Origin of the sequence: Pseudomonas sp. GCM10022186 (genome assembly GCF_042656385.1) — a bacterium.
Lineage (GTDB): Bacteria > Pseudomonadota > Gammaproteobacteria > Pseudomonadales > Pseudomonadaceae > Metapseudomonas.
Genome location: NZ_JBHSOU010000016.1, coordinates 1 through 22,376, shown reverse-complemented (window position 1 = coordinate 22,376; position 22,376 = coordinate 1). Strand labels below are relative to the sequence as shown.

At 66.2% G+C, this 22,376-nt stretch carries 22 protein-coding genes; 11 read left to right on the top strand and 11 right to left on the bottom strand.

The window, feature by feature from the left end; translation table 11 throughout:
• Window positions 1–62: 62 nt before the first annotated feature.
• The 3 genes from ACFPU0_RS08920 to ACFPU0_RS08910 all read left to right on the top strand — a co-directional run bounded on the left by ACFPU0_RS08920 (window position 63) and on the right by ACFPU0_RS08910 (window position 3,792).
• Window positions 63–1,805 carry an amidohydrolase gene (locus ACFPU0_RS08920; RefSeq protein WP_377692549.1) on the top strand — a complete coding sequence of 581 codons (1,743 nt, stop codon included), beginning with the start codon at window positions 63–65 and terminating at the stop codon, window positions 1,803–1,805.
• Between the two features lie 104 nt (window positions 1,806–1,909).
• Entirely contained in the window at window positions 1,910–2,641 is a 732-nt protein-coding gene (locus tag ACFPU0_RS08915) for a TorF family putative porin (RefSeq protein WP_377692548.1), read from the top strand.
• A gap of 242 nt (window positions 2,642–2,883) precedes the next feature.
• On the top strand, window positions 2,884–3,792 hold the full coding sequence (locus ACFPU0_RS08910) for a DMT family transporter (protein WP_377692546.1): 909 nt from the start codon (window positions 2,884–2,886) through the stop codon (window positions 3,790–3,792).
• A gap of 156 nt (window positions 3,793–3,948) precedes the next feature.
• On the opposite strand, the gene cysK is transcribed toward ACFPU0_RS08910, so the two are convergent.
• Window positions 3,949–4,923: a cysteine synthase A gene (gene cysK / locus ACFPU0_RS08905; RefSeq protein WP_377692544.1), complete on the bottom strand. Its 975-nt coding sequence runs from the start codon at window positions 4,921–4,923 to the stop codon at window positions 3,949–3,951.
• A gap of 220 nt (window positions 4,924–5,143) precedes the next feature.
• Here cysK and ACFPU0_RS08900 point away from each other — a divergent pair, with 220 nt between their 5' ends.
• From ACFPU0_RS08900 to ACFPU0_RS08890, 3 genes are all read left to right on the top strand, one after another.
• A complete protein-coding gene (locus tag ACFPU0_RS08900) occupies window positions 5,144–5,989 on the top strand; it encodes an AAA family ATPase (RefSeq protein ID WP_377692542.1) in 846 nt (281 codons plus the stop codon).
• A 79-nt stretch (window positions 5,990–6,068) separates the two neighbouring features.
• Window positions 6,069–6,464: a GFA family protein gene (locus tag ACFPU0_RS08895; RefSeq protein WP_377692541.1), complete on the top strand. Its 396-nt coding sequence runs from the start codon at window positions 6,069–6,071 to the stop codon at window positions 6,462–6,464.
• A gap of 27 nt (window positions 6,465–6,491) precedes the next feature.
• Window positions 6,492–7,670 carry a vWA domain-containing protein gene (locus ACFPU0_RS08890; RefSeq protein WP_377692540.1) on the top strand — a complete coding sequence of 393 codons (1,179 nt, stop codon included), beginning with the start codon at window positions 6,492–6,494 and terminating at the stop codon, window positions 7,668–7,670.
• Window positions 7,671–7,974: 304 nt separating this feature from the next.
• Here the strand turns inward: ACFPU0_RS08890 and ACFPU0_RS08885 are convergent, their stop codons facing one another.
• Window positions 7,975–9,006, bottom strand: coding sequence for a sterol desaturase family protein (locus ACFPU0_RS08885; protein WP_377692539.1), 1,032 nt, complete (start codon window positions 9,004–9,006; stop codon window positions 7,975–7,977).
• A 393-nt stretch (window positions 9,007–9,399) separates the two neighbouring features.
• On the opposite strand from ACFPU0_RS08885, the gene ACFPU0_RS08880 reads away from it, so the two are divergent.
• Window positions 9,400–10,068: a TIGR04211 family SH3 domain-containing protein gene (locus ACFPU0_RS08880; RefSeq protein WP_377692537.1), complete on the top strand. Its 669-nt coding sequence runs from the start codon at window positions 9,400–9,402 to the stop codon at window positions 10,066–10,068.
• Window positions 10,069–10,131: 63 nt separating this feature from the next.
• Here ACFPU0_RS08880 and ACFPU0_RS08875 read toward each other — a convergent pair whose 3' ends face one another.
• Both ACFPU0_RS08875 and ACFPU0_RS08870 read right to left on the bottom strand, forming a co-directional pair.
• Window positions 10,132–10,905, bottom strand: a complete 774-nt coding sequence (locus ACFPU0_RS08875; RefSeq protein WP_377692535.1) for a class II glutamine amidotransferase — start codon at window positions 10,903–10,905, stop codon at window positions 10,132–10,134.
• A 139-nt stretch (window positions 10,906–11,044) separates the two neighbouring features.
• Entirely contained in the window at window positions 11,045–11,524 is a 480-nt protein-coding gene (locus ACFPU0_RS08870) for an MFS transporter (protein WP_377692533.1), read from the bottom strand.
• A 96-nt stretch (window positions 11,525–11,620) separates the two neighbouring features.
• Here ACFPU0_RS08870 and ACFPU0_RS08865 point away from each other — a divergent pair, with 96 nt between their 5' ends.
• On the top strand, window positions 11,621–13,663 hold the full coding sequence (locus ACFPU0_RS08865) for a S9 family peptidase (protein ID WP_377692709.1): 2,043 nt from the start codon (window positions 11,621–11,623) through the stop codon (window positions 13,661–13,663).
• Here the strand turns inward: ACFPU0_RS08865 and ACFPU0_RS08860 are convergent, their stop codons facing one another.
• Complete coding sequence (locus tag ACFPU0_RS08860) at window positions 13,664–13,978, bottom strand: hypothetical protein (RefSeq protein WP_377692531.1); 315 nt, start codon at window positions 13,976–13,978, stop codon at window positions 13,664–13,666.
• Between the two features lie 135 nt (window positions 13,979–14,113).
• On the opposite strand from ACFPU0_RS08860, the gene ACFPU0_RS08855 reads away from it, so the two are divergent.
• The gene (locus tag ACFPU0_RS08855; protein WP_377692530.1) at window positions 14,114–14,488 is read left to right on the top strand and encodes a YajD family HNH nuclease; all 375 of its coding nucleotides are present in this window, start codon (window positions 14,114–14,116) and stop codon (window positions 14,486–14,488) included.
• Between the two features lie 40 nt (window positions 14,489–14,528).
• Window positions 14,529–15,224, top strand: a complete 696-nt coding sequence (locus ACFPU0_RS08850; protein WP_377692529.1) for a type 1 glutamine amidotransferase domain-containing protein — start codon at window positions 14,529–14,531, stop codon at window positions 15,222–15,224.
• A gap of 144 nt (window positions 15,225–15,368) precedes the next feature.
• Here ACFPU0_RS08850 and ACFPU0_RS08845 read toward each other — a convergent pair whose 3' ends face one another.
• The 6 genes from ACFPU0_RS08845 to dapA all read right to left on the bottom strand — a co-directional run bounded on the left by ACFPU0_RS08845 (window position 15,369) and on the right by dapA (window position 20,575).
• On the bottom strand, window positions 15,369–16,592 hold the full coding sequence (locus tag ACFPU0_RS08845; RefSeq protein WP_377692528.1) for a hypothetical protein: 1,224 nt from the start codon (window positions 16,590–16,592) through the stop codon (window positions 15,369–15,371).
• A 76-nt stretch (window positions 16,593–16,668) separates the two neighbouring features.
• On the bottom strand, window positions 16,669–17,118 hold the full coding sequence (locus ACFPU0_RS08840) for a YcgN family cysteine cluster protein (protein ID WP_377692527.1): 450 nt from the start codon (window positions 17,116–17,118) through the stop codon (window positions 16,669–16,671).
• 93 nt (window positions 17,119–17,211) lie between these two features.
• On the bottom strand, window positions 17,212–18,141 hold the full coding sequence (locus tag ACFPU0_RS08835) for a D-2-hydroxyacid dehydrogenase (RefSeq protein WP_377692525.1): 930 nt from the start codon (window positions 18,139–18,141) through the stop codon (window positions 17,212–17,214).
• Window positions 18,141–18,434, bottom strand: coding sequence for a YcgL domain-containing protein (locus ACFPU0_RS08830; RefSeq protein WP_377692524.1), 294 nt, complete (start codon window positions 18,432–18,434; stop codon window positions 18,141–18,143). Before ACFPU0_RS08830 ends, ACFPU0_RS08835 begins: the two co-directional genes overlap by 1 nt.
• A gap of 47 nt (window positions 18,435–18,481) precedes the next feature.
• Window positions 18,482–19,609 carry a ribonuclease D gene (gene rnd, locus ACFPU0_RS08825; protein ID WP_377692523.1) on the bottom strand — a complete coding sequence of 376 codons (1,128 nt, stop codon included), beginning with the start codon at window positions 19,607–19,609 and terminating at the stop codon, window positions 18,482–18,484.
• Window positions 19,610–19,720: 111 nt separating this feature from the next.
• Entirely contained in the window at window positions 19,721–20,575 is an 855-nt protein-coding gene (gene dapA / locus ACFPU0_RS08820; protein ID WP_377692521.1) for a 4-hydroxy-tetrahydrodipicolinate synthase, read from the bottom strand.
• 415 nt (window positions 20,576–20,990) lie between these two features.
• Between dapA and ACFPU0_RS08815 the strand changes: the two genes are divergently transcribed.
• On the top strand, window positions 20,991–22,052 hold the full coding sequence (locus tag ACFPU0_RS08815; RefSeq protein ID WP_377692520.1) for an SMP-30/gluconolactonase/LRE family protein: 1,062 nt from the start codon (window positions 20,991–20,993) through the stop codon (window positions 22,050–22,052).
• Window positions 22,053–22,376: the final 324 nt, after the last annotated feature.

Genomic DNA, 22,376 nt, shown 5'->3' with positions numbered 1-22,376 from the left:
TCTGCTGCCGCTCCGGCTTGGTTAGGCTCAGCGCCATACCAACAAGAACCGGAACGCATCCGATGAAAACCTTCGCTCCTACCCTCATGGCCGCTGCCCTGGCCTGTGCCTCCATGGAAAGCATGGCGGCGGTCGACCTTATCCTGCACAACGCCAAGGTCTACACCGCCGAACCCGGCCAGCCCCTGCAGCAGGCGGTCGCCGTGGAAGACGGCAAGATCCGCGCGGTGGGCAACGATGCCGAGGTACTGCGACTCAAGGAAGCCGGCACCCGTGTCGTCGACCTGGGCGGCAAGGTGCTGATGCCGGGCTTCGTCGATTCCCACTCCCACGCGGTGATGGGCGGCCTGGAGCTGGCCTCGGCCAATGTGAACACGCAGCTCCTGCCCATGGACGAACTGGAACGGCGCCTGCGCCAGTGGCGCGACGACGGCAAGGCGCGCCACGGCGAGATCCTCAGCGTCGGCGGCCTGCCCTCGGCCTACTGGAGCCAGGTGGCGGAGTTCGAGCGGCGCTTCAACCAGGGCGAATGGAAGGATGAACCCATCGTCTTCGTCGGCTGGGACCACCACACCGGCTGGGCCAACCGGGCCATGCTGGAACGCGCCGGCATCGACGCCGACACCGTGAAGGCCCTCAAGGGCGAAGAGCTGGCCACCATCGGCCATCACCCGGACAAGCGCCCCAACGGCTTCCTCGCCGACGCCGGCCTGGACCCGGTGCTGGCGCAGTTCCCGCAGGCCACCGCCGAGCAGTTGCTGGACGCCGGCCGCGCGGCCCTGCGCTACAACCTCAGCCTGGGCATCACCGCCTGGATGGACCCGGCGGCCAACGCCGCGCCCGGCGAGCCGCTGTTCGACTTCAAGCCCACCGCCCAGACCCTAGGTATCCTGCCGGTGTACAAGGCCATGGCCGAAAAGGGCGAGCTGACCGCCCACGTCGCCGCGCTGCTGGTGGCCCACCCACAGAGCAGGCCGGCCGACCTGGATACCCTGGACAAGGTGCGCCGGCAGTTCCAGGGCCTGCCCAACCTGAGCCTGCCGGGCATCAAGATCTTCGCCGACGGCGTGCCCGAGTACCCGGCACAGACCGCCGCCCTGCTGGAGCCCTACAAGAACTCGCAGAAGTACGGCGAGCTGCTGATCGACCCGGCACACTTCGGCGAGTTGGTGAGCGCGGCCGATGCCCGTGGCTGGCTGGTGCACGTGCATGCCATCGGCGACCGCGCGGTGCGCGAATCCCTCAACGGCATCGAGCGGGCGCGCCGCGACCGGCAGAGCGGCATCGCCCACTCGGTCACCCACCTGCAGATGGTCAACCCCAAGGAATTCGCCCGCTTCAAGCCGCTCGACGTGATCGCCTCCATGCAGCTCTACTGGGCCAGCGCCGACGACTCCACCCTCGACCTGGTACAGCCCTACATCAGCGCCATGGCCTTCCAGTACCAGTATCCGGCGCGCTCGCTGCTGAAGAACGGCGCCAGCATTTCCGGCGCCAGCGACTGGCCGGTGACCACCCCGGAGCCCTGGAAAGCCATCTACCAGGCGGTCAGCCGCAAGGGGCCCAAGGGCGTGTTGAACCCGGACGAGGAAATCGACCGCGAGACCATGTTCCAGGCCTACACCCTCAACTCGGCCCGCACCCTCGGCCTGGAAGAGAAGATCGGCTCCCTCGCCCCCGGCAAGCAGGCCGACCTGATCCTGCTGGACCGCGACGTGTTCCAGGTCGAACCCGAGGCCCTGCGCGACACCCGCGTACTGAAGACCTGGTTCGCCGGCCGCGAAGTCTTCGAAGCCGCCCCCTAAGCACAAGCCCCCCCCTGCTCCCTTCCCTGCTCCCGCGTCCGCGCGGGGGCCGGGCGGAGTCTTGCCCGCATCTGCCAGAACAATCACAACAACTGGAAAACTAGATGAAACGCAGCGCTCTCCTCGCCCTCACCCTGGCCCCCCTCGCCTGCCAGGCCGTACAGCTCTCCAACGACTTTTCCCTGCAGGTCGACCTGACCCTGGCCAGCGACTACCGCACCCGCGGCATCTCCCAGACGCAGAACGACCCGGCGGCCCAGGCCGGCGCCACCCTGCTGCACTCCAGCGGCCTCTATGCCGGAGTCTGGACCTCCAATGTGGACTTCGGCTTCGACCTCAAGACCCGCCAGGAAGTGGACTACTACGCCGGCTGGTACTGGCAGGCCACCGACGAGCTGAGCCTGGATGCGGGCTATGTCAAATACGCCTATCCGAAGGAAAGCCAGTTCAACCAGAGCGAGGTCTACGCCATCCTCGGCGCCTACGGCTTCAAACTGGCCGCCTACTACTCCGACGACGCCACCAACGTCTTCGGCGAGCAACAGGACATCCTCTACAGCTACATCGGCTACGAAACCACCCTGCCCCTGGATCTGGGCCTGGAGCTGCGCTACGGGCGCAATGACTTCAAGGACCCGATGTTCTGGTCCACCAGCGGCGAAAGCACCGACGACTATCACGAATGGGAAGCCAAGCTGACCCGTGACTTCATCGGCGTGACCTGGGGCCTGGCCTATGTCGACACCGACCTGTCCGAGGCCGAATGCGCCAGTTACTACGGTTTCACCGATGTCTGCAGCGCGACCTGGGTGGCGAGCCTGAGCAAGAGCTTCTAGCAGCCGCACGATCCGTCCACTGTAGGGGCGAATTCATTCGCCAAGGAGCACGCAGTACTCCCCCAGGCGCCAAAGGGCAGACCTTCGGCCTGCTTGGCGAATGAATTCGCCCCTACAAGAAACCTATCCGCCCCCACCTGCCCCTCGCCTCGAAACTGTTCCGCCAATTTGAAAGCAAGTTGTGGATTGCGCCGCAGTACGGGCGGGTTCATCGTGCCGGCTCCCCTGCCTGGAGCCCCGCCATGAAACCCGCCGATCTCATCCGCCTACTGAGCCTCGCCGCCATCTGGGGTGCCAGCTTCCTGTTCATCCGCATGCTGGTGCCGCAGATCGGCGCCCTGCCCACGGCCTTCCTGCGGGTGCTGCTGTCGGCCATCGGTCTGGCGGTGATCCTCGCCGTGTTGCGCAGCAACTGGGATTTTCGCGGCAAGCTGGGCAAGACCCTGCTGATCGGCATCGTCAGTTCCGGAGTACCAGCGGCCATGTACGCCCTGGCGGCCCAGGTGCTGCCGGCCGGCTATTCGGCAATCTTCAATGCCACTACGCCGCTGATGGGGGTTCTGATCGGCGCGCTGTTCTTCGCCGAGAAGCTCAACGGCGCCAAGGCCGCCGGGGTGCTGCTGGGCCTGGCCGGGGTGGCGGTGCTGACCCGCACCGGACCGGTGGCCTTCGATGCCCAGCTGCTATGGGGCGCCGCTGCCTGCCTGGTGGCGACCACCTGCTACGGTTTCGCCGGCTTCATGACCAAGCGCTGGATCACCGAGGCCGGTGGGATGGACAGCGGCATGGTGGCCCTGGGCTGCCAGATCGGCGCCACCCTTTGCCTGTTGCCGGCCTTCGCCTGGGACGTTCCGGCCATGCCCCTGGCACCGCTGCGGGAGCCCTCGACCTGGCTGGCCCTGGCGGCACTGGGCTTGGTCTGCACTTCCTTCGCCTACATCCTCTACTTCCGCCTGATCGCCAGCGTCGGACCGGTGAAGACCATGACGGTGACCTTCCTGATCCCGCCTTTCGGCGTGTTCTGGGGCGTGCTGCTGCTGGACGAGTCGGTGTCCGTCGCGCACCTTCAGGGCGGGGTGCTGATCGCCCTGGCGCTGTGGCTGGTGCTCAAGCCGCAATCGCTGCCGGCCGCGGCGAAGTCGGTGGGTTGATACCTGCGGTGGGGGCGGCTTTTCTGTAGGGAGAGGGGGCAGCCGCGTAGGGTGGATAGCGCTTTTCTATCCACCAGCGAAGCACTGTGAGGCACCGATGGTGGAAATCCCCAAGGAGATTTCCACCCTACGGCTTGATCGCGAATGAATTCGCTCCTACTGCTGCAGCTCCTGCTCGGTGAACAGGCCGTCGAACAGCATGCTGGAGAGGTAGCGTTCGCCCGAGTCGGGCAGGACTACCACGATGGTCTTGCCTTCCATTTCCGGGCGTTCGGCCAGGCGCACGGCCACCGCCATGGCGGCGCCGGAGGAGATGCCGCAGAGGATGCCCTCTTCACGCATCAGGCGCAGGGCCATGGCCTTGGCCTCGTCGTCGCTGCTCTGCTCGACGCGATCCACCAGGCTCAGGTCGAGGTTCTTCGGCACGAAGCCGGCGCCGATGCCCTGGATCTTGTGCGGGCTGGGCTTCACGTCCTCTCCGGCCAGGGTCTGGCTGATCACGGGTGAAGTCACCGGCTCCACCGCCACCGAGAGGATCGGCTTGCCGCAGGTCTGCTTGATGTAGCGCGACACGCCGGTGATGGTGCCGCCGGTGCCGACGCCGGCCACCAGCACATCCACCGCGCCTTCGGTGTCGTTCCAGATTTCCGGGCCGGTGGTCTTCTCGTGGATGGCGGGGTTGGCCGGGTTCTCGAACTGCTGCAGCAGCAGGTACTGCCCAGGGTTGGACGCCGCCAGCTCACTGGCCTTCTCGATGGCGCCCTTCATGCCCTTGGCCGGCTCGGTGAGCACCAGCTCGGCGCCCAGGGCCTTCAGCACCTTGCGCCGCTCCAGGCTCATGGAGGCGGGCATGGTGAGGATCAGCTTGTAGCCACGGGCGGCGGCGACGAAGGCCAGGCCGATGCCGGTGTTGCCGGAGGTGGGCTCCACCAGGGTCATGCCCGGCTTGAGGCGGCCGGAAGCCTCCGCATCCCAGATCATGCTGGCGCCGATGCGGCATTTGACCGAGTAGGCGGGGTTGCGGCCCTCGATCTTGGCGAGGAGGGTCACCCCGCGCGGTCCCAGGTGATTGATGCGCACCAGCGGGGTGTTGCCGATGGCTTGCGAATTGTCTGCGTAGATACGACTCATGGCGGACTCCTTGTCATGGCAGGAAAAGGGTCCAAGCCTAAGGCGGCACCACCTGGTCGTCCAGCACGGCCCGAGTCGGGTCGAGGGCAAATCTGCCATTCAGTGACTGAATGAAACGTCTGCGTTCACAGTCGACTGGCGCGCGCGTTATAGTCAGCGCTTTCCCAAATACTGAACCGTCCGGTTTGCCAACCGGCGCCTTAAGTCCGAGGATTCCCTGATGAAGTTCGAAGGCACCCAGTCCTACGTCGCCACCGACGACCTCAAGCTCGCGGTGAACGCCGCCATCACCCTGCAGCGCCCGCTGCTGGTCAAGGGCGAACCGGGTACCGGCAAGACCATGCTGGCCGAGCAACTGGCCGAGGCCTTCGGCGCCAGGCTGATCACCTGGCACATCAAGTCCACCACCAAGGCGCACCAGGGCCTGTACGAATACGACGCGGTGAGCCGCCTGCGGGATTCCCAGCTCAATTCCGACAAGGTCCATGACGTTCGCAACTACATCAAGAAGGGCAAGCTGTGGGAGGCCTTCGAGGCCGATGAGCGCGTGATCCTGCTGATCGACGAGATCGACAAGGCCGATATCGAGTTCCCCAACGACCTGCTGCAGGAACTCGACAAGATGGAGTTCTACGTCTACGAGACCAACGAAACCATCAAGGCCAGGCAGCGCCCGATCATCATCATCACCTCCAACAACGAGAAGGAGCTGCCGGACGCCTTCCTGCGCCGCTGCTTCTTCCACTACATCGCCTTCCCCGACCGCGAGACCCTGAAGAAGATCGTCGACGTGCACTACCCCAACATCAGCGGCGAGCTGGTGTCCGAGGCCCTGGACGTGTTCTTCGACGTGCGCAAGGTGCCGGGCCTGAAGAAGAAGCCCTCCACCAGCGAACTGGTGGACTGGCTGAAGCTGCTGATGGCCGACAACATCGGCGAAGCCGTGCTACGCGAGCGCGACCCCACCAAGGCCATCCCGCCGCTGGCCGGCGCCCTGGTGAAGAACGAGCAGGACGTGCAGCTGCTGGAACGCCTGGCCTTCATGGCCCGCCGCGCCAGCCGCTGACCAGCGTCCTCCCCTCTCTCGCTTGCGGGAGAGGGGTCGGGGGAGAGGGCAATCCGACCCACCCAGGAGAATCCCAGCCATGCACCACGGCAGTTGCCTGTGCGGCGCGGTGAAGTACGAGATCGACGCGCCCATCGAGTCCGCCACCCATTGCCATTGCAGCCAGTGCCGCAAGGGCCACGGCGCGGCGTTCGCCTCCTACGGCAATGTGCGCCGCAAGCATTTCCGCTTCATCCAGGGGCTGGATTCGGTGGCCGAGTTTCACTCGTCTCCCGGGGTGACCCGGACCTTCTGCCGGCAATGCGGCTCGAACCTGCAATGGTTCGCCGACCATCCTTACCCCGACTGGGTATCGGTGGCGCTGGGCACCCTGGACTCGCCGCTGGGGCCAATCCCGCAGAAGCACATCTACGCGGAATCCAAGGCCGACTGGTACACCATTGCCGACGGCCTGCCCCAGGAAGCCCGCTACTGAGAACCGAAAGATAACGAGGGTGCAGCCATGCTGCTCAACCTGTTCAACGAAATGCGCGCAGCCAAGGTACCGGTGTCGGTCCGCGAGCTGCTGGACCTGATCAACGCGTTGAAACACAACGTGGTGTTCGCCGACATGGACGAGTTCTACTTCCTCGCCCGCACGGTGCTGGTCAAGGACGAGCGCCATTTCGACAAGTTCGACCGTGCCTTCTCCGCCTACTTCAAGGGCCTGGAGAAGCTCGACGACTACCTCCAGGCGCTGATTCCCGAGGAATGGCTGCGCAAGGAGTTCGAACGCATGCTCACCGACGAGGAGCGTGCGCAGATCCAGTCCCTGGGCGGCCTGGACAAGCTCATCGAGGAATTCAAGAAACGCCTCGAAGAGCAGAAGGAACGCCACGCCGGCGGCAACAAGTGGATCGGCACCGGCGGCACCAGCCCCTTCGGCTCCGGCGGCTTCAACCCCGAGGGCATTCGCGTGGGCGATGCCGGCAAGCGCCAGGGCCGCGCCGTGAAGGTCTGGGACCAGCGCGAGTACAAGAACCTCGACGACCAGGTGGAACTGGGCACCCGCAATATCAAGGTCGCCCTGCGCCGCCTGCGCAAGTTCGCCCGCGAAGGCGCGGCGGAAGAGCTCGACCTCGACGGCACCATCGACCACACCGCACGGGATGCCGGCCTGCTCAACATCCAGATGCGCCCGGAGCGCCGCAACACCGTGAAGCTGCTCCTGCTGCTGGATATCGGCGGCTCCATGGACGCCCACGTGAAGGTCTGCGAAGAACTCTTCTCCGCCTGCAAGACCGAGTTCAAGCACCTGGAGTACTTCTACTTCCACAACTTCATCTACGAGTCGGTGTGGAAGAACAACCTGCGCCGCACCTCCGAGCGTACCGCCACCCTGGACCTGCTGCACAAGTACGGCCCGGACTACAAGGTGGTGTTCGTCGGCGATGCCGCCATGGCGCCCTACGAAATCACCCAGGCCGGCGGCAGCGTCGAGCACTGGAACGAAGAACCGGGCTACGTCTGGATGAAGCGCTTCATGGAGAAGTACAAGAAGCTCATCTGGATCAACCCCTACCCCAAGGACACCTGGAACTACACCGCCTCCACCAACATCGTCCGCGAACTGATCAACGAACAGATGTTCCCGCTGACCCTGCAGGGGCTGGAAGACGGGATGAAGTTCCTGTCCAAGTAAACATCCACGTTCGTAGAACCTGGACTTGCATCTTGGAGCTGGCTACCAACTGCCGCATAGCCCCCCGCAGGATGGGTCGGGCGGCGTTCCGCGAGCTTGCGATACCCATCAGCCCTGTCCGCATGGGTATCGCTCCGCTCCACCCATCCTACGAACTTCATCTGGGGCGAAAGTCCTGCACTTGCCTGACCGTAGGGTGCGCCATGTGCACACCAACAGCGGGATCAGCTCCGCGCGACGTCCAACCGCTGGTGCGCACGGCGCACCCTACCTGGTCAGCTATGGGGCCCCACGGGGCCCGTTTTCATTGCGAGAGGGGTGCCTTGGGTGCTGCGGACGGACGTTTCGCCGCGATGATCTTGCGAGCCGTCTCGACAAAGGGGGTGACGATCAGGCTGTAGAGCGTCAGGTAACGCTCGTCATCCTTTTCCCGGGTACCGAAGCGAATGCTCTCGGGCTTCGAGCTGGTGACATAGAGGGTGCCGAACATCCAGTCCCAGAGTGACAGGTTGGTACCGAAGTTCTTGTTGAAGTGCCGGGGCGCGTCACTGTGGTGGATCTGGTGCTGGGCCGGGCTGTTCAGCACATGCTCGACCGCCGGGCCGAACGAAAGCCACACATGGCTGTGACGCAGGTTTGCCGCCAGCCCGTTGAAGATGAACACCAGGTAGGTCACGCCGAACAGGGTGTAGCGGCTGACTTCCCCGCCACAGGCGTACCAGAAGACACCGGCGAAGAGACCGAGGCAAATGGCGGTGGTCAGTTTCTCGACGATCTTTTCCACGAAGTGAACCCGGCTCGCCGTCGCCGGCACCAGGACGGGCGCCGAATGATGGACCTTGTGAAACGCCCAGAGCCACCGGGAATGAAAGGCTCGATGGGCCCAGTAATGCACGAAGTCTTTCAGCAGAAACACGCCCAGCCCGTAGAGCAGCGAGAGGGAGAGGTTCTCACCCGGTCGCGGCCGCGCGCCCCACAGGTTGGTGAAAAAGGCGAGGTAATCCCCGGAGCGCAGGATGTAAGGGTCGACCAGGCCGACGATGGGCAGAACCAGGGTGACTTTCAGGATGGCCCGCACGAAGTAGTAGCGGTAATCCAGCAACGCCGAGCGATGGAAATACACCCGGCCGCCGCCGATGAACTGCCAGAACGAGCACGCGTCCGTCAGCCCGCGATGCTTCCTGAAGCGGAACAGGCCATAGGCGATGCCATAGGAAATGCAGAGAAACAGCACGCCGAAGCGGCCGTTGAGATCGAAAATGCCAGCGAACTGGTGGGCGACCGGCTCGACCACCCACTTGGCCAGGCGCTCATAGACATAGGCGAGAACATCCATGAAAGGCTGGCCTCCATCAAAGGGCGGGCATTGTAAATCAAAATGTAAATCACCTGCTCTTCCATCCTGATATCTTCGCACTCGGACGATAATCGGCAGCGCAAGCGTTGCTTGCGGACACATGCCCGGACCGATGGGCCGCGCGGAACTCAGCTGCCAGGGAATGTGTTGGCATCACCGCCCATCCAGCGCCGATAACACCGAGTGAACTCCACCCGCTCGCCCGCTGTCTGTCTGCAGTCGGCCCATAGGGTGGATTACATGGCCATTCGCCACCTGGGCGACTACGCTCTGTTCCACACCAATCGCGTTCCTGTCTACGCCAATTGGCTTGGCCGGCCTTTATCGCGCCCGTTTGCCGGGTTTCGTTCCATCGCCATGTGAAGATTGCCCATGCCCCTGACCCGTCATTGCTCCGCTCATGTTTCCCCGCTCCAGCCCCGCGCCCTCGGTGCCTGCCTGTTAAGCGGCCTGCTGGCCACGACCGCCCCGGCGCAGGCCGAGGAGACCGCCGGCAATCAGCGCTGGGTGAGCGATAGCCTGAGTACCTATGTGCGCAGCGGACCGACCGACGGCTACCGCATCGTCGGCACCCTCACCTCAGGACAAAAGGTCGAGCTGCTGAGCACCCAGGGGGACTACAGCCAGGTGCGCGGCGAGAACGGCAACACCGTATGGATTCCCAGCCGCGACCTGCAGGAGGTGCCTGGCAAGGCCGAGCGCCTGCCGCAGCTGGAGCAGAAGGTGGCGGAGCTCAGTGCCGAACTGGAAGGCATCGACAACACCTGGAAGAACCGTGTGCAGGGCATGCAGGAGACGCTGGATTCGCGCAAGGTGCTGATCGACGAGTTGCAGGCGGCGCGCACGGCGCTGGATAACGAGCTGACCCAGGCCCGCTCCGAGTTGCGCGACGTGCAGGCCCAGTTGGGCGAAGAGAGCCAGCAGGTGCTGATGCGCTACATGGTGTACGGCGGCGGCATCGCCGGCGCCGGCTTGCTCGCCGGGCTGATCCTGCCGACCCTGCTGCGGGTAAAGCGCAAGCGCAACGATCAGTGGATCTGATACCGGCCCGCCGGACGGCAGCCGGCTCAGCGCGAGTGCCGCTGCCTGCTGCGTCCGGTACGCTCAGGTGCAGCCCTGGTCGACGATCTCGCCTCGGCGCCAGAGAATCCATTCGCCCGGCTGGTAGAGATTCCAGGTTTCGTTCTCGGTCAGGGGCTCGGTGGCGATCACCGTGACCACGTCCTTCGGCGTGGTTTCCGACTGGAAGTCCACCGTCAGGTCGGCGTCCTTCAGGCGCGCCGGACCGAAAGGCGCGCGCCGGGTGATATGGGCCAGCTTGGTGGAACAGAAGCTGAACAGCCAGTCGCCATCGCTCAGCAGGCAGTTGAATACGCCCTTCTGGCGGAACTCGACGCACACCTGGATCAGCACCGGCAAGAGAATTTCCGCCATCACCGGCTCGGGGAATGCGCCGCGCACGCGGTTCAGCAGGTGGCAGAAAGCCGCCTCACTGTCAGTGTCGCCCACCGGCCAGTAGAAACCTTGCGGCGCCTCGAAACCGGCCAGTTGGCCATTGTGGGCGAAGCACCAGTTGCGCCCCCAGAGTTCACGGACGAAGGGATGGGTGTTGGACAGGCAGACCTTGCCGACGTTGGCCTGGCGGATATGGCCGATCACCGTCTCGCTCTTGATCGGGTAGCGTTGCACCAGGCGCGCCACTTCGGACTCGACGCTGGCCGCCGGGTCCTGGAACAGGCGCAGCCCGCGCCCTTCGTAGAAGCCGATGCCCCAGCCGTCGCGGTGCGGGCCGGTACCGCCGCCGCGCTGCATCAGGCCGGTGAAGCTGAAGACGATATCGGTGGGGACGTTGGCACTCATGCCAAGCAGTTCGCACATGGTTCAGGACTCTGGCGTCAGGCGTTCTTGGGGTGGGGCGGCGTGCCGGCGCGCATGGCCGCGAAGCGGATCGGGGCGCTTGTTCACCGGGAATGGCCCATGCTGAACGCGCCCGGGCCGGGCTGCAAGGCCCGGCGAGTCAGAGACGGGGTTCGATGCGCAGTCGGCGGTCGCCGTTCTGGTCGTAGCGGGTATCCGCTTCCGGCTTGCGCTCGCGCACGACTTCGCGAAGGGTCGGCTCTTCTTCGGCCTGTTCCGCGGCGGCGCGGGCGTTACGCTGGGCCTTGAGCTTCTTCTCGATCGGCCAGCGGATGCTGGCGAACACCAGGTAGAGGGTGAAGGCGATGATGCTGTACATGGTCAGGTCGAGCGTCGCCTTCCAGGCGTTGTTGCCGACCTTGAACAGCAGATCCAGCGCGGTGATGGCCACGGCCGGGGCGAACATGTCCTTGGCCGGGTCGACTATGGTGGGCGTCAGCAGCAGTACCGCCACCAGCAGCCGCAGCGGCTCGCGCAGCCAGCGCCACATCCAGCCGGTGAGGCGAAACCAGACCAGCAGGCAGCCGAGCGCGGCGAGTCCATAGGCGGCCCAGGCGAGCAGGTAGTCGTTTTCAGTCATTGGCGTCCGTGGCAAGGCTGGCAAAAGGGCGCTTATGATAACGGCTTTTCGCGGTTCCGGCGCTCCTGCCGTCGCCACACCGCCCAGCCTTCGAGACTGCCCATGCCCCAAGCCCCCATCGCCCGCATCGAATCCGGTGACGACCCCTACCGCTGGCTGGAGGAGCGCGACGCCCCCGAAGTGCTCGCCCACCTCGAAGCGGAGAACGCCTGGCTGGAAGCCGAACTGGCCGGCCAGCAGGAGCTGCGCGAGGCGCTGTTCCAGGAGATCAAGGGCCGCATCCGCGAGACCGACCTGTCCCTGCCGGTGCCCTGGGGCCCCTGGCTCTATTACCAGCGCACCACCGCCGGCGACGAGTATCCGCGCCACTACCGCTGCCCGCGCCCCGGGGACGGCTCCCTGGCCCTGGACGAAGCCCGCGAGGAACTGCTGCTCGATCCGAACGAACTGGCGGCCGGCGGCTTCCTGTCCATCGGCGCGTTCAGCATCAGCCCCGACCATGCGCGCCTGGCCTACAGCCTGGATACCAGCGGCGACGAGACCTACCAGCTCCACGTCAAGGAGCTGGCCAGCGGCGAGGTCCACAGCCTGCCCTTCCCACAGTGCGACGGCAGCATGACCTGGGCCAACGACAGCGCCACCCTGTTCTTCGGCGAACTGGACGACACCCACCGCCCCCATCGCCTCTACCGCCACCGCCTCGGCCAGGAGGGCGTCGAGCTGGTGTTCGAGGAAGTCGACGGCCGTTTCTTCCTCAGCTGCTACCGCGCCAGTTCCGAACGCCAGCTGATCCTGCTGCTGAACAGCAAGACCACCAGCGAGACCTGGGTGCTGGACGCCGACACGCCCGAAGGCGCCTGGACCTGCCTGGCGCCGCGCGAAGAGAACCACGAGTACTACGCCGACCACGGCAAGCTGGACGGGCAATGGACCTGGCTGATCCGCAGCAACCAGACCGGCATCAACTTCGCCCTGTACCAGGCCGCGGAAACCGCACCCGGCCGCGCCCACTGGCGCGAACTGCTCGCCCATGACGAGGCGCGCATGCTCGAAGGCGTCAGCCTGAACGCCGGAGGCTTCGTCCTCAGCCTGCGCGAAGGCGGCCTGCCGATCATCCAGGTGCACCCGGAGGGCGCCGCGCCCTACCCGCTGCAACTGCCGGACGCGGCCTACAGCCTCTACGTGCAGGACAGCCTGGAGTTCGACAGCCCGGTGATCCGCCTGCGCTACGAGGCGCTGAACCGTCCGGCCCAGATCCGCCAGCTGGATCTGGCCAGCGGTGCCCAGCAGGTGCTCAAGGAAACCCCGGTGGAAGGCCCCTTCGATGCCGATGCCTATGTCAGCCAGCGCCTCTGGGCCACGGCGGCGGACGGCACCCGCATCCCCATCAGCCTGGTGGCCCGCCGTGAGACCCTGGGCCAGCCCGCACCGCTCTATCTCTATGGCTATGGCGCCTATGGCGAGAGCCTCGACCCCTGGTTCTCCCACGCCCGCCTGAGCCTGCTGGAGCGCGGTTTCGTCTTCGCCATCGCCCATGTGCGCGGCGGCGGCGAGCTGGGCGAGGCCTGGTACCGCGCCGGCAAGCTGGAGCACAAGACCAACAGCTTCGGCGACTTCATCGCCTGCGCCGAGCACCTGATCGCCGAGAGTTACACAACGCCCGCGCAACTGGCCATCAGCGGCGGCAGCGCCGGCGGACTGCTGATCGGCGCGGTGCTCAACCTGCGTCCGGAGCTCTTCGCCGCGGCCATCGCCGAAGTGCCCTTCGTCGACGTGCTCAACACCATGCAGAACCCGGACCTGCCGCTGACCGTCACCGAGTACGACGAATGGGGCGATCCGTCCGATCCCGAGGTGTTCGAACGAATCCGCGCCTATGCGCCCTACGAAAACGTGCGTGCCCAGGCCTATCCGGCGATGCTGGTGGTGGCCGGCTACAACGACAGCCGCGTGCAGTACTGGGAAGCCGCCAAGTGGGTGGCCCGCCTGCGCGCCAGCAAGACCGACGACCATCCGCTGCTGCTCAAGACCGACCTCGGCGCCGGCCATGGCGGCATGAGCGGCCGCTACCAGGCGCTGCGCGACGTCGCCCTGGAATACGCCTTCCTGCTCAAGGTGCTGGGCCTGCCCCAGGGCTGATCAGGGGTTCCCGAGCCCCCGGGTATTGCGCTCCAGCTGCTGCTCCAGCACCGGGATGGGCTGGTCGCGCTGCTCCAGGGATTCACGCAGGCGCTGCTCCTGGTCCGGACGCTTCATGAGCTGCGGGCTGCCACTCTGCGGCACCGGGCTGGTGACCGCACGGGGCACCACCTGCGGATAAGGCTGCGGCGTGACGGTGCCGGGCGCCCCGGCCGGCGCCTGCAGCGGGGCACGCAACAGCGGTGGATTCTGCGCCGCCACCCCGCCGGCGACCAGCGCCAACGCCAGCAGCAGGGAATTTCGGAATAGGGTCATGGTGCGGGCCTCCTGCTCACAGGTGTTTCCAGTCTAAACCCGGCAGGCCCGCGCAGCGCCGCTCACGACGGGATGCCGGCGCAGGACTGCGCCCGGTCTAGACTTTCCTCGATACCCCGGACAAGAGAACAGCGGATGAGCACGGAACCCTCGGCACGCCCCGCGAGCAAGCTGGACAAGCTGCTCGCCGAGGAACGCAAGCGGCGCGAGAAGAGCTACCGGGAGCAGGCGCTCAAGCTCTTCCCCTGGGTCTGCGCCCGTTGCGGCCGCGAATTCAGTGGCAAACGCCTGTCCGAACTCACGGTGCACCATCGCGATCACAACCATGACAACAATCCGCCGGACGGGTCGAATTGGGAGCTACTCTGCCTCTACTGCCATGACAACGAGCACTCCCGCTACACCGACCAGCAGTGGCACAGCGAGGAAAAACCCGGCGCGGGGTCGGCACCCCGCGCCACCTACAAGGCGTTCGCCGCCATCGGCGACCTGTTGAAGCGCGATGAATAGCCCGCCCGGGCCATTCTGCCAAGTCCGCAAGGAGATCACGATGAAGATCCTGATGGTACTGACCTCCCACGATCGGTTGGGCGACACCGGCAAGAAGACCGGTTTCTGGCTGGAAGAGTTCGCCGCGCCCTACTTCGCCTTCCGCGACGCCGGCGCCGAGGTGGTGCTGGCCTCGCCCAAGGGGGGTCACCCGCCATTGGACCCCAAGAGCGACGACCCGGAGGCCCAGACCGAGGCGACCCGCCGTTTCCACGACGACGACGAAGCCCGCCGCGCCCTGGCCAACACCCATACGCTCGCCGGACTGATGCCCGGCGACTACGATGCGCTCTTCTACCCCGGCGGCCATGGCCCGATGTGGGACCTGGTGGACGACCTGCATTCCATCGTGATGGTGGAAAGCTTCTACGCCGCCGGCAAGCCGGTGGGCGCCGTGTGCCACGCGCCGGCGGTGCTGCTCAACGCCAAGGCCCCCGATGGCGCGCCGCTGGTCCAGGGCAATGCGGTGACCGGCTTCGCCAACTCCGAGGAAAGCGCCGTGGGCCTGGCCGAAGTAGTGCCTTTCCTGCTGGAAGACGCGCTCAAGGAAAAAGGCGGGCATTACTCCAAGGTGACGGATTGGCAACCCCATGTGGTCAGCGACGGCAACCTGATCACCGGCCAGAACCCGGCCTCCTCCGAGCCGACGGCGGCGGCGTTGCTGGAGCTGCTGAGCGGGCGGCGGGAGGAGATGTAGGGCAATCGACGGTGATTGAATCCCTGTAGGGGCGAATTCATTCGCCAAGGGACGCGCAGCGTCCCCCTTCGAACCCCATTGGCAGACCTTCGGCCTGCTTGGCGAATGAATTCGCCCCCACAGGAAAAGCGAATGCCGCGTGGCTCAATGCAGCAGCTTGGTATCCAGCACTTCCGACGCGCTGCCCATGATGTTCTCGGTGATTTCGATGAAGTCCTTGGTGCTGGCCTTGTCCAGGCGCATCAGGCCCCGGGCGACATCGTCCATGGAATGCTTGCCGTCGGTGCGCAGGCGGATTTCCTTGTCCAGGTCCTGCAGCAGCAGCACCGCGCGGGCGGTGACGGCGCCGCTGGCGTGCTCGCCGCGCAGGCTGTCGACCTTCTTGCTCCACTCGCGCAGTTGCTTGCGAATGGCCTCATAGCGGTCGTCGCCCATGCCGCCGGCGCGACGCATCAATTCGATGGCGTAGTACTCCGAGATACCTTCGCTGATCCAATCGCTGCGGTCGGTGTCGCTGATCCGGCTGAGCACGTGCACCAGTTCGTGCACCAGCGAGCTGGTGCCGTTCTCGCTCACCAGCGGGCGCGCCGAGTGCATGAAGAAGGAATTGGGCGCCGACAGGCCGCCGCGCCACATGGGGTCGTTGGCTCCGACTATCAGCAGCTTGCCCGGCTCACGGGGGAAGACCTCCTGGGCGTGGGGCCAGACGAAAGTCAGCAGGGTGAGGATGTCCATGCGGCGCATGCCCTCCCCCACCGGCGCGCTGACGGTGACGTCGGTATTGCCCAGGCTGGCGCGGCGACTGCCCAGCTTGCCGGCCAGGATCCAGCCGGTGGGACGGTCGAACAGGCGCTCGGAATTGTCGATGCGGAAGCGGTTCTTGCCGATGCGCGGCCAGCCGGTTTCCACGGCCTGCCAGCCCTTGGGCAGCTCGAACTGCAGGCGGGCGACCAGCTCGACGCCCTCCAGCGAGTCCAGGCGGGCGCTGGGCACCAGGTCATCGCCGCGCAGCAGGGCCCAGTCCGGGGTCATGCGCGCATCGAAGCGGCCGTCACCACGCGGGTGACTGATGCGCACCTTGTAGCTCAGGCTGGCCTTGCCGCTGGTGGGCGTCCAGGTACCGTGGCCCGGGTCGTCCTGGGTCCAGCCACCGCTGGCCTTGAAGTCGCTGTAGTACCCCTTGTCGCCCAGGTCGAAGCGCAGGCTGCGCACCACCTCGCCCTTCTCCAGCACCAGGCTGACCTCGGCCTGGTCGCTCTCGGGCAGGAAGCGCACCTGGTAGTCGAGATCGACCTTCTTCGCCGCCCACAGCGGGGCGCTCAGGGTCAGCAGGAGGGAGGACAGCAGCAGCTGGGTGCGGGCGGACATCGAGGATGGCTTCCTTGGTGGGTGTGACGGTCAGTCCCTGAGACTCGAAACACGGCGGTTCGATCCCTGGCCGGGCTCAACCCGCGCGAAAAATCAGGTAGTCCTCCCAATCGTCCTCCGCCACGCTGCTTTCGCTGAGCATGCGTCCGGACTGGGAGATGCCGGCCTTGTGCACGGCTTCGGGGTCATTGCAGACCAGATGGTGCCAGGGCGGCAGGTCCTTGCCTTCGGCCACCAGCCGGTAACCGCAGGTGGGTGGCAGCCAGCGGAACTCGTCGGCCTGGGCCGGCGTGAGCTGGATGCAGTCGGCGACGAACTGGCGGCGATTGGCGTAGTCGGTGCAGCGGCAGGTCTTGAGGTCCAGCAGCTTGCAGGCGATGCGCGTGTAATAGACGCTGCCGTCATCCTCGTCCTCGAGCTTCTGCAGGCAGCAGAGGCCGCAGCCGTCGCAGAGGGATTCCCACTCCTCCTGATCGAGCTGATCGAGGGTCTTGCGCTTCCAGAAAGGTTCGACTTTGGCGGCCATGGCGTGCGGGGGTTGATTCGGGGGCGCGTAGTCTAGTCGGGTCCGGGGTGTGGGCCAAGCATAGCTGACCATTGGTTGCAGCGCGGCCGGCCCTCAGTAGCCGCGCTGGAAGTCCACCCGACCGCGCAGGGCTTCGCCGCTGCGATAGCGATTGAGGTTGTCGACGAAGAGTCCCGCCATGGCGCTGGGCAGCGTGGGCGCTGAGCTGTGGCCGGTGACCAGCAGGTTGGGCGCGGTCCAGAAGGGGTGCCAGGCCGGCAGCGGCTCTTCGCGGCAAACGTCGATCACCGCTCCGGCCAGCTGGCCGGCGGCGAGCGCCGCCACCAGGTCATGGTCCACCACCGCCACGCCGCGCCCGGCGTTGATGAAGAGCGCGGTGGGGCACATGCGTGCGAAGAGCGCGGCGTCGTAGATGTCGTGGGTAGCGGGTGTGTCCGGCAGCAGGTTCACCACGCAGTCGGCCCAGGCCACCTGTTCGGCCAGCACCTCCATGCCGAAGACCCGCTCGAAGGGTTCCAGCGGCCGGGGCTCGCGGGCGATGCCATGGAGTTCGACGCCGAAGGGTTCGAGGAAGCCGGCCACGCTCTGGCCGATGTCGCCGCTGCCGACGATCAGCACCCGCTTGCCTTCCAGGCTGCGCGGCAGGCGGTTGTCCCAGCGCTTCTCCGCCTGCGCGGCGAAGCGTGAAAGGAGCTGCCGCTGGTGGGCCAGCAGGTAGGTGAGCACGTACTCGGCCATCACCTGGCCGAAAATGCCCACGGCGCGGGTCAGCTGGTAGTCCTGGGGCAGGTCGTCGGCCAGCAGCGGCGTGATGCCGGCCCAGGTGGACTGCATCCACTCGGGCTTGCAGCCCTTGCGCAGCAGGTGCGCCATCAGGTCGGGCTCGCCGAGCCAGATGGGGCATTCCCGTGCGGCTTCGACCAGCCGCTCCACCTCGCTGCCGCCGTGCAACTGCAGGCCGGACTCGGTGCGCAGCAGGTCGGCGTAGAGGGCGAACTCTTCTTCGACGATCAGGATCTTCATCAGATGGGGTCGTTCATCCGCAACAATTCTTCGGGCAGGTGTTCGATGTACTCCTCCTGTGCCGGCGGCATCTGCAGGTGGAAGCCCTGCTTCTCGATGTTTTCCAGCACTTTGTCGATGTCCTCGCGGGCCAGCTTGCGCTCGGGGGTGAGCACCAGGTCGAAGGCGTGCTGCGGGGCACCGAAGGCGTTCAGCAGGGCCTCGGGCACTCGGCTCAGGGCCTCGCGCTTGTCGACGTAGAGGTACATCTCGTTCTTGCGCGGGCTTTTGTAGATGGAGCAGATACGTTTCATGGTCAGGCTCGTGGGGCGTGCCGTGCCGGCCGGCACGGCGGAATGGTTCATTGGCCGGCGCTGGCCAGGGTGTCCAGCAAGGCCTGGCCCATCAGTGCGCGGCGCCAGCCGCGCAGGCCTTCGGGCAGGCTGTAGGGGCCATCGGGGAAACCGCTTTTCAGCAGGGCTTCCAGGTGTTTCTTGCGCAGCATCAGCTCCGGGGCCATGCCCAGGCGCTCGGCCTCGGCCTGGCCGACGGCGCGGAGTTTCTTCAGCAGCGGCGAAGCGTCCGCCGGCAGCGGCTCGGGTAGTGCCTCGGGCCAATGCTCGGGCGGCGTTTGCGCGGCCTCGCGGATCAATTTAAGCAGGGTATTGCCGTCCTGGCGCACGGTGCGCGGGTGCATGTCGTCGATTCGCGCCAGGGACACCAGGTTGTCGGGCTGGAAGCGCGCCAGGGGCCAGAGGCTGTTCTCGCGCAGGATGCGGTTGCGCGGCTGGTCGCGCAGGCGCGCCTCGGTTTCGCGCCAGGCGCAGAGCTCGCGGAGCACGGCGAGCTGGGCGCGGGACAGTTTCCAGGCCAGCTTGGCTTCGCGATAGAGCTCTTCGGGGATGACTTCGCGGCGCAGATTGGCCACCAGCTCGGAGCCGTCTTCCAGCACCCAGGCACGCTTGGGTTCGGTGAGGCGGGGCGCCAGGGCGGTATAGAGCTCGGCCAGGTGCTGCGCATCCTCGGCGGCATAGCGCACCTGCATTTCGGTGAGGGGGCGCTGCAGCCAGTCGGAACGGGTTTCGTCCTTGGGCAGCTCGATGCCGAGCACCGCCTGAACCAGGCGCGAATAGCCCATGGAATAACCGATGCCGAGGTAACCGGCGGCCAGCTGGGTATCCAGCAGCGGCTGCGGCAGTGCCCCGGTCAGGCGCAGGAAAACTTCCAGGTCCTCGCTGCAGGCGTGCAGCACCTTGAGCACGGCGGCATCTTCCAGCAACCCGGCGAAGGGCGACCAGTCGCCGATCAGCAGCGGGTCGATGAGGTAGGCTCGCTCGCCGTCGCCGACCTGCACCAGGCCGGCCTTGGGATAGAAGGTGTCGACCCGCATGAACTCGGTGTCCAGGGCCACGAAGGGCAGGCGTCGCCATTCGGCGCAGTGTTTGGCCAGCGCGGTGTCGTCGCGGATCCAGATAATGTCGATGGCCACAGGGCTCTCCTTGAATCAGTGGCGCGCAGTATATATCGCGCCGGGCCCTCGCTTCGCGTCTTGCATCGTTCCCGCCCCGTCGCGGCCGGTCCACCCGGGGCGGGCCCGCGCCTAGGCCAGCTCGGCGCGCAGTCGCTGCAGCAGGGCTGCGGAGCTGCGCTGCATGGGCGGGCGCAGCTCGTCGGCGATCAGCCCCTGCATGGCCAGCAGGCTCTTCACCGGCGCCGGATTGGGCTCGGCGAAGGCCAGGCGGATCAGCGGCAGCAGTCTTTGGAAGATCCCGCGCGCGGCTTCGAGTTCACCCTTGGCGACGCAATCGGCCAGGCGCACGAACTCTCGGGGCTGGATATGCGCCGAGGCGGCGATCGCCCCCTGGCCGCCCAGGCAGAGGGTGGTGAAGATCTGCCCGTCTTCGCCGGTCAGCACGTCCAGCTCGCCATCGGCGATGAGCGCCAGGGTGGTCTCCGGATTGCCGCCGCAGTCCTTGATGGCCACCACCTTCGGATGCCGTGCCAACTGCCGCAGGGTCTCCAGCTCCAGGCGCACACCGGTGCGGTAGGGAATGTCATAGAGGATCACGGGGACCTCGGCGGCGTCGGCGATAGCACCGAACCAGGCCAGCAGGCCCTGCTGGGACGGGCGGATGTAGTAGGGCGCGGGCACCAGGACCCCGGCGATCGGGCGGCGCTGCACCTCGCGCTGGAAGGCCAGCACCTCGGCCAGGTTGTCGCCCGCCAGCCCCATCACCAGGCGGTCGCCGGGCACCTCCTCCAGCAGCGCGTCCAGCACCGCCAGTTGCTCGTCCTTGGATAATGCTGCGGCCTCGCCCGTGGTACCACAGGCCACCAGACCGGCGACGCCGGCATCCAGCAGGTGCCGGGACAGGCGGCGCAGGGCGGGAAAGTCGATGGCACCGTCATTGAAGGGGGTCACCAGGGCAACCCAGATTCCGGAAAACACAGGCATTGCAGATCTCCTTTGGCTGACCGTCAGAGTCACCGTCGGAGGGATGCAGGAAGGGAGATTCGGGGAGGTTCGACCTGATTCGCGCCCACTGTCCTGTCAGCCCATCTGACGGGACAGCGCGCCCCGGTCAAATGAGCGACTGTTTCTTCGATTTACCCGCAGCAACGCCAAAGGCCCGCGCCCGGGCCGGGAGGGCCGGGACGAAAGCAGTGGCGGAGGCGATGGCGGGCATTGAAAGCTCGGCGAATGCGACGAAGGCCCCGATACTGCGCAGGCCGGCCCGCGACTGTCAACTGCGGCCTGATCGATGCTGCGACATTCAGCCCTGGCACCACGCGCGGCCGACTGCTAAAAAAGCCCGCGCGCAGAGGCGCCAGGCTCCGGCCGATCACACCACCTCAAGGGATACAAGAAAATGAAGAAGCTGCTGGGCCTGTTCGCCCTGCTGGTCGCCGCCCTGGCGGTCTACCTCGCCGTCACGCCCGCTCCCATCGATCCGCTGGCCTGGGACGCACCCAAGGCGCCCGACATGACCGGCGTGCTGGAGCCCAACGACACCCTGATGAAGGCCGAACTGATCGCCCAGGGCCAGTTGCACGGGCCGGAGGATACTGCCGTCGACGCCCAGGGCCGTCTCTATGCCGGGCTCCATGACGGGCGCATCGTGCGCATCGGCGCGGACGGCAAAGCGGAAACCTTCGTCGAAACCGGCGGCCGCCCGCTGGGCATGGACTTCGACGCCGCCGGCAACCTGGTGGTCGGCGATGCCTACAAGGGCCTGTTGCGCATCGACCCGCAAGGTCAGGTCAGCGTGCTCGCCACCGAGGCCGAAGGCGTACCCTTCCGCTTCACCGACGACCTGGATATCGCCCGCGACGGCCGCATCTACTTCACCGACGCCTCCAGCAAGTTCCAGCAGCCGGACTACCTGCTCGACCTGCTGGAAGCCCGCCCCCACGGCCGCCTGATGCGTTTCGACCCAGCCACGGGCAAGACCGAGGTGCTGCTCAAGGATCTCTACTTCGCCAATGGCGTGGCGCTGTCGGCCAACGAAGACTTCGTGCTGGTCAATGAAACCTACCGCTACCGCATCACCCGCTACTGGCTGACAGGGGACAAGGCTGGCAGCCATGACCTGTTCATCGACAACCTGCCGGGCCTGCCGGATAACCTCCAGGGCGATCGCCAGGGCAACTTCTGGGTCGCCCTGCCCTCGCCGCGCAAGGCCGATGCCGACTTCCTGCACACCCAGCCATGGCTCAAGGCGCAGATCGCCAAGCTGCCGCGCATGTTCTGGCCCAAGCCGGTGCCCTATGGCCTGGTGCTGCAGCTGAACGAGAACGGCGAGATCATCCACAGCCTGCACGACACCAGCGGCACCCACCTGCGCATGGTCACCTCGGTGAAACCGGTGGGGGACTACCTCTACCTGGGCAGCCTGGACAACGACCGGATCGGCAAGCTGAAGATTCGCTGAGGGCGGAAATCCGGGCTCAACCCAGGGGGCCGCTGCGCGGCCCTTTCGCGAGTAAACATCCACGTTCGTGGAACGTGGACTTGCGCTAGCCCCCTGGAAGGGGGCGAATCCTCCCCGTGCACAAGGCCGCCCCCTTTCGCCTGGCCTGGACCCTAGGGTGCGCTGCGCGCACCGATTCCGGGTTCGGCTTCGGCACCACGTCAAACCGCCGGTGCGCACGGTGTTCAGCCGGGATACATGGGTAACGCCTGTCGGGGGACATGGGTAACGGGTGGATGGTCATGTTGTCCGCTGCCTCAGGTCGACCTGGCGGATGGTTCGGTG